This window comes from Alishewanella sp. HH-ZS, assembly GCF_001704375.1.
Classification (GTDB): domain Bacteria; phylum Pseudomonadota; class Gammaproteobacteria; order Enterobacterales; family Alteromonadaceae; genus Alishewanella; species Alishewanella aestuarii.
Genome location: NZ_LZEJ01000036.1, coordinates 23,163 through 29,592 on the forward strand (window position 1 = coordinate 23,163; position 6,430 = coordinate 29,592).

Here is a 6,430-nt window from a genome sequence, read left to right on the forward strand (position 1 = left end):
CATCTAGGTCTCAAATTTGCTGCTTATGGTTTGCAATGACTGCGCCAGTGCCTGCAACTCAGCAGCGATACCATGCACATCCTGTTGAATGGCTTTCGAGCTACTGAAGGAACTGAGCATCTTCGCAGTATTAGCGACAATTTGCTCCGCAACCATGGTTTGCTCTTCGGTGGCTGCAGCGATCTGCGCGTTAAGTAAACTGATTTGCTGCACTTCACCGCTGATCTGCTCAATAGAGCTGCCTGCATCTGACGCCAACTCAGCCGAGTGAGCGGCATTCTTTACCGCTTGCTGCATAATACTTACCGCTTTACTGACATTTTGTGTCAGTTCGCCGACTACCTGCTGTACTTCAACCACTGACTGTGCCGTTTTACCCGACAGATTGCGAACTTCATCAGCAACCACCGAAAATCCACGTCCATGTTCACCGGCTCGTGCCGCCTCAATGGCTGCGTTCAATGCCAGCAGGTTGGTTTGGTCCGCTATGGCATTAATACTACTGAGGATCTGTGTCACATTTTTGGTTTTTTCCGCCAGTTCAGTAATTACACTCTGCGCCTGAGTAATCTCACTGGATAAACCACGGGAAAAATTGACCGCATTACTGGTTTTATCAAAACCCTGTTTCGCCAACTGACTGGCTTTTTCGGCCGAGTTAGCCGCCTCATTGGCTGATTGACTGATATCCTTCACCGACAATTGCAGTTCGGCCATACTCTGACTTACGGTTTCCGAATCAGCACTCTGCTCCGAGGTTCGTCCTTCTAATGCCTTCATGCCAGTCGATAAATGATCAGAGCTCTGCGTCAGAGGATCGATTGCCTGTGCCAGCTCATTAAAAGACGACTGCAGCATCTTGATAAAAATATTAAACTCCCGCGCTACCACTGCCAGCTCGTCATCGCCCTGCACCGGCAAACGGCTGGCTAAATTGCCCTTGCCACTGGCCAATTCTGCTAATGAGCTGCCTAAGGTTTTCGCTGACTGGCTAATGCGGTTGGCGATAAAGTGCCCGAGGCCAGCCGTGGTTACCAGTAAAACCCCGCCAAGCAATAAAATCACGGTCAGAGCTCGCTCGGAATTATCTGACACCGCATCAATAGCTTGCGCAAAACGCTGATCGGACTGCTGCTCAAATTGTGTTAACTCGGCATAGACTTTTTCATACAGTGCAGTTTTGCGACTGACCTGCTGCTGGATCTGCTCAAAATCGGCGTCACCATCAATAAATTGTTGCGCAATCGCCGAAGATAATTCGGCGTAGCTTTGGGCTTCCTGTTGCAGCTGCTGTAATGTCGTGCTGCGCTCTGGGTTCAGGTTTTGTAACCGGGTCAGCATATCGCTGATCCTTTGCTGATTTTGTTTGGCAGTGGCTAACAAATCCGGATCAGACAGCGTCACGGCCTGGGTAAAAAACTCATCCAATGAGACAAAACTGGTACGAGCCTGCGAAGATAGTTTGGCGGTCTCATACATAAAGTCACGCATATTGTGGGTCGTTGCATTATTTTTGCTGGTAAAAAACAAACTGACCGCTACAACTGTCGAAAAGGCGATCACTGCCAACCCTATTACCAGCCAGATTTTTGCCACTATGGATAAATTCTTCATCGGTACGACTCTTTAGTCCGGCGCCAATGGCGCCGGACGATCAGTTAGTTGATGGTTAGCGCAACTTTTACTGTATCAGATACACTGGCGGCACTGATATAGCCAATAGCCTGCGGATTACTGGCAACAAAATTAAGCACCTCCTGCTCACTCGCCAGCTCTGTCGGCGGTGTACCCTTGCCGGTAAAAACCAACTTAGACCAGTGCGCTTTTAACTGCGCCGAGGTACGGCCCACGCCCTTTTCGTCGAACTGAGCCCGAAGTGGCACAGTCTCCGCCAGATTAACGGCATTAAAGGCATTGGAGCGTCCGGTGTAAATCCGCACTAACTCTTCATTGGTCAGATTGGCGCTATTAGATGGATGCACGATCACCGCGATTTGCGCCAGTGCCGGCAAAGCAAAGACTGTTGCGGCAATTATTATCAGTTTTTTAATCATAACAACCTCTTAAAACACTAAATCAACACCAACAGCCACTACACCGGCGCGCTGACCCGTAGTGTCATTTTTCTCAGAAGAGTACTGTGCTTTGAAGGCTGCCGCCGGATGGAAATCATAGCGCAACCCCAGATTCCAGGTCTTGGCGTCGCGCTCCTGCGTACGCACTAATCCTTGCAGCGGTACCAATAACTGAGGCGGCAAAACACCTTGGTAAGGCAGATAAATCTGATCGCGGCTGTTGTTATCTTCAACTTCATACGAGAGGTACGGAGTGAAACTATTAAAGCGCTTCCCCACCGAGACATAGTAATTATTCTGATCGGCAATAAAGGTATCTTTCACCTTAACCTTGGTATATTCACTGACCAGGATCCAGTCGCCGTCATCATAGGTCAGTCCCAGTCCCAGAAAGCTGCCATCTTCCCGCTCAATATCCACACTTTTTACAATATCGTTGCGGCCAATACTGTTGAGCGTAGTAAACAGATTACCAATGGTAAAATTCGGCGCCAAACTCACTTGTTCGGCTGCAACCGTCACTTTACCGACTAAATAAGCCGCCCGGCCACTCAGATTACCCTGCGTCAATTCCCAGCTTAAACCGAGAATATTTTTTATTTCGGCATCGACCTCTACGCCACTGATGGTCGCCTTACCATCATAACCACCCGCTACTACCTGTAACGTTGACTCAACACTACCAAGCTGTGCAGTACGATAAAATGAAATCCCTTCGATATTGTCAAAACCCAGCCCGTAAACGCCCTGCGGCACCCGCAACCAGTCGTAGGCATAACCGACATCTTTAAAATCAGAGAATTTAAAAAACGGTGTACGTAAACGGCCGGCATTAATATGCATATTATCCGCCAGCTGATAGGTCAAAAACGCCCACTCAAAGCCAACATCAAAGTCTTTGCTACCACGGCCAACCAGCTGCCCCGTTATCGATAATTTCTCGCCCAGATCTGACTTTATCTGTAATGCGAATAAACTTTCATTTTTAAAATCAATATCTTTATCATAACCATATAAAGATTCATCACTACCGGTAGTCATCCCGGCTTTGATTGACGCAAAGCCATTGATGGTAACGTCTGCCCACACCGGGGCAGCAACACTGGCGGTCAGAATCGCGAGCGCAACAGCGGTTTTTTTCATAAAGACCTCATATAACGGGGCTAATACAATCGAAAGTACCGAAATAAAAAACTAAGCACTTGTCTTTTATTTACTTTTTCTAGTGTAGCTGAAAACCGCAGGCCAGCGAAAATAATGACGGATTTTTTGCACCGAAAGTTATCATATATCAAGCCAATCTAATGTTCGACATTCCGGTTCAGCAGACATTTTGTAACAGAAAATGTCTGTCCCTTGACAAGGCGCGCTGGCAGAGCGGAAGATGGCGTGCTTTTTCCTCATAACCATAAAGAATAATTCTATGAAAAAAACCTTACTGTTACTGGCAATGACCAGCAGCCTGGCCTTTGCTGATGAAGGCATGTGGATGCCACAACAATTGCCAGAAATTGCCGGCCAATTAAAAGCGGCTGGTCTGGAACTGGATCCGGCTAACCTGACCAAACTAACCGAATTCCCAATGGCTGCCATCGTCAGTCTGGGCGGTTGCTCAGCCTCTTTTGTCTCACCACAGGGTTTAGTTGCCACTAACCACCACTGTGTTTATAACAGCATTGCGCATAATTCCACCGCTGAAAATGACCTGCTGAAAAATGGCTTTTTAGCCAAAACCCTGGCCGACGAAGTGCCAGCGGCACCAGGTAGCCGGATCTTTGTCACCAAGGCCGTAGACAAGGTGACTGAGCGCGTTATCGATGCCAAGACCGCAAAATTAACCGGTAAAAAGCGGTTGGATGCGATTGAGGCGAATCAGAAAGCCATCGTTGCTGACTGTGAGCAAGATGCCGGTCACCGCTGCACCGTGGCAGCGTTTTATGGCTCGCTGGAATACTACCTGATTAAACAGCTGGAAATTAAAGATGTCCGTCTGGTGCATGCCCCGGCTGAAGGCGTCGGTAAATTCGGTGGCGATACCGATAACTGGATGTGGCCACGCCATACCGGCGATTATAGCTTCCTGCGCGCCTATGTCAGTCCGGATGGCAAGTCTGCCGACTTCCATAAAGATAACGTACCTTACACCCCAGACTTCCACCTGAAACTGGCTAAAGACGGCTTAAAAGAAGGCGATTTTGTGATGGCACTGGGCTATCCCGGCCGCACCAACCGCCACCGCTTACCGTCAGAAGTTGCCGACACCTTTGACTGGAGCTACCCCACTACGGTGCAGTATCTGGGTGAGTTGTTAGAGATTATCGGCCGTGAAACCGCCAATGATCGCGATGCGGCGCTGAAATATGCCAGTCGGGTCGCTGGTTTAAATAACGTGCTGAAAAATCGCCAGGGTATGCTGGATAGCTATGCACAAAGCGACTTTTTACAGCGTAAGCAGGCCGAACATCAGGCGCTAAAAAACTGGGTCAACGGTGATCGTGCCAACAAGCAAGCCTATGCCAAAGATTTAGCCGCCATCGAAAAGCTGTTAGAGCAACAGCAAACGGAAGGCCGCAGTAATTTCTTACTGGCTAATGCCACGCCACGTTTGCTGGGCACAGCCCGCAGCCTTTACCGGCTGGCTAATGAGAGCACTAAACCAGACGCAGAACGTAAAGCAGGCTTCCAACAACGCGATCTGCCGCGCTTCCAGGCTTTTATGGCCGGTATGGACAGAACCTTTGACGTTAAGGTTGAAAAAGCCCTGGATCTGCATAACCTGAAAAAATATGCCGCCCAGCCGAAAAAGCAGCGTAATGCTGACTTTGATAAAGCTATGGGTATTCAGGACAATATGTCAGAAGCTGCCTTAATTGCGCTGATCGACAGCTGGTATGCCAATACTAAGCTGACCGAACAGGCTGAGCGACTGGCACTGTTAAGCGCCAGCCCACTGGACTTTGCTGGCAAACAGGATCCTTTTGTTAAAGCTGCCGTGGCCTTGTATAAAGCGGATCTGAAACGTGAAGCCGAGCAGGAAGAGCTAGCCGGTAAGATCCAGCAAGCATACGCCAGCTATATGCGTGCAAAAATTGCCTTTATGCAATCGCAGGGCAAAGCCGTTTATCCGGATGCCAACAGCACCCTGCGGGTGACCTTTGGTAATGTTAAGGGCCGTGGTCATGGTAACGAAGATGGTAATGCCTGGACCGCCTTTACCACTTTGCGTGGTATCACCGCCAAAGCCACCGGCGAGGGCGAGTTTAATGCGCCACAGAATCAGCTGGATGCGATCAAAGCGAAAAACTATGGTGCTTACGGCAAAGACAGCCTGAACTCGGTACCAGTAAACTATCTGGCTACTTTGGATATTACCGGTGGTAACAGCGGCTCGGCGATCCTGAATAGCAAGGGTGAATTTGTTGGCTTAGCCTTTGATGGTACCCTGGATTCGATTATCTCAGATTGGGATTTCAACCCGGCAAATACCCGTTCAATCCAGGTCGATCTGCGCTTTATGTTGTGGCAGATGCAAATCGTCGACAAAGCCGACAATTTGCTGCAGGAAATGGGTGTACTATAAGCAAACACTCACCGCCCAGGCTAAGCCTGCTGCGCTAACTTAACAGTAAAACCTCTGCCCCGGCAGAGGTTTTTTTATCCCCGTTGTTCCAGCAATTCTGCGGCCAGGCGCACAAAATCCGATGAGGTCAAAATGCCCAGCAATTTGTTATGACTGTTCACCACCGGCAAGCAACCATGGCGGTTTTGTACGAAGAAACTGGCCACCTGCTGCAGACTTTGCTCCGGGGTAACGGTAGCAAAATCAGTAAGCATTAATTCTGCTACTAATTGCTGCCTCTCCTTGCGCTCCAGCGCAGTGGCGCCGAACTTAGCCAGCAAGCTCATCACTGCGGCAATCATGACTTTTTGTGTCAACATACCAATTAATTCACCATTGCTATCAATCACCGGGATATGGCGAATATTTTTCTCCCGCATCAAATCATGCGCGTCTTTTAGGGTGGCATCCCGTTTTACCGATAACGGATCGGGCGTCATCAGTTCGGCGACAGTGTTAATAGTCATTACTGCTCCTTGAGTTAAGTGTCTTATTGCTAGTTATAGCGAATTTTTCAGCTCTGGGTAGCAAGCTGGATCAACTTTTTACGCGGTAGATAATTTGAGCCTTGCTCATTTTTTGAATCAGGTTCATAATTCGAACCTATTTATAAGAGCTACAGATCCTATGACGGTAAACGAACGTAAAGAACGCCAGCGCGCCGCCCGTGAACAATTGTTTTTGGATAAAGCCGCTGAGTTGATTGCCCGCGATCTGAGGGATCCCCACAAATTGC

Annotated in this window: 5 protein-coding genes; 1 reads left to right on the forward strand and 4 read right to left on the reverse strand. The window is 48.8% G+C overall.

Going from position 1 to position 6,430, the window contains the following annotated elements:
- Positions 1 to 3 precede the first annotated feature (3 nt).
- The 3 genes from A9165_RS13355 to A9165_RS13365 are packed head-to-tail and all read right to left on the reverse strand — an operon-like array spanning position 4 to position 3,218.
- Positions 4 to 1,614, reverse strand: a complete 1,611-nt coding sequence (locus tag A9165_RS13355) for a methyl-accepting chemotaxis protein (RefSeq protein WP_065956257.1) — start codon at positions 1,612 to 1,614, stop codon at positions 4 to 6.
- Positions 1,615 to 1,658: 44 nt separating this feature from the next.
- The gene (locus tag A9165_RS13360) at positions 1,659 to 2,054 is read right to left on the reverse strand and encodes a substrate-binding domain-containing protein (protein ID WP_065956258.1); all 396 of its coding nucleotides are present in this window, start codon (positions 2,052 to 2,054) and stop codon (positions 1,659 to 1,661) included.
- A gap of 9 nt (positions 2,055 to 2,063) precedes the next feature.
- The gene (locus A9165_RS13365; protein WP_065956259.1) at positions 2,064 to 3,218 is read right to left on the reverse strand and encodes a porin; all 1,155 of its coding nucleotides are present in this window, start codon (positions 3,216 to 3,218) and stop codon (positions 2,064 to 2,066) included.
- A gap of 280 nt (positions 3,219 to 3,498) precedes the next feature.
- Here A9165_RS13365 and A9165_RS13370 point away from each other — a divergent pair, with 280 nt between their 5' ends.
- Complete coding sequence (locus A9165_RS13370) at positions 3,499 to 5,655, forward strand: S46 family peptidase (RefSeq protein WP_065956260.1); 2,157 nt, start codon at positions 3,499 to 3,501, stop codon at positions 5,653 to 5,655.
- A gap of 74 nt (positions 5,656 to 5,729) precedes the next feature.
- Here A9165_RS13370 and A9165_RS13375 read toward each other — a convergent pair whose 3' ends face one another.
- A complete protein-coding gene (locus A9165_RS13375; RefSeq protein ID WP_065956261.1) occupies positions 5,730 to 6,161 on the reverse strand; it encodes an HPP family protein in 432 nt (143 codons plus the stop codon).
- Positions 6,162 to 6,430: the final 269 nt, after the last annotated feature.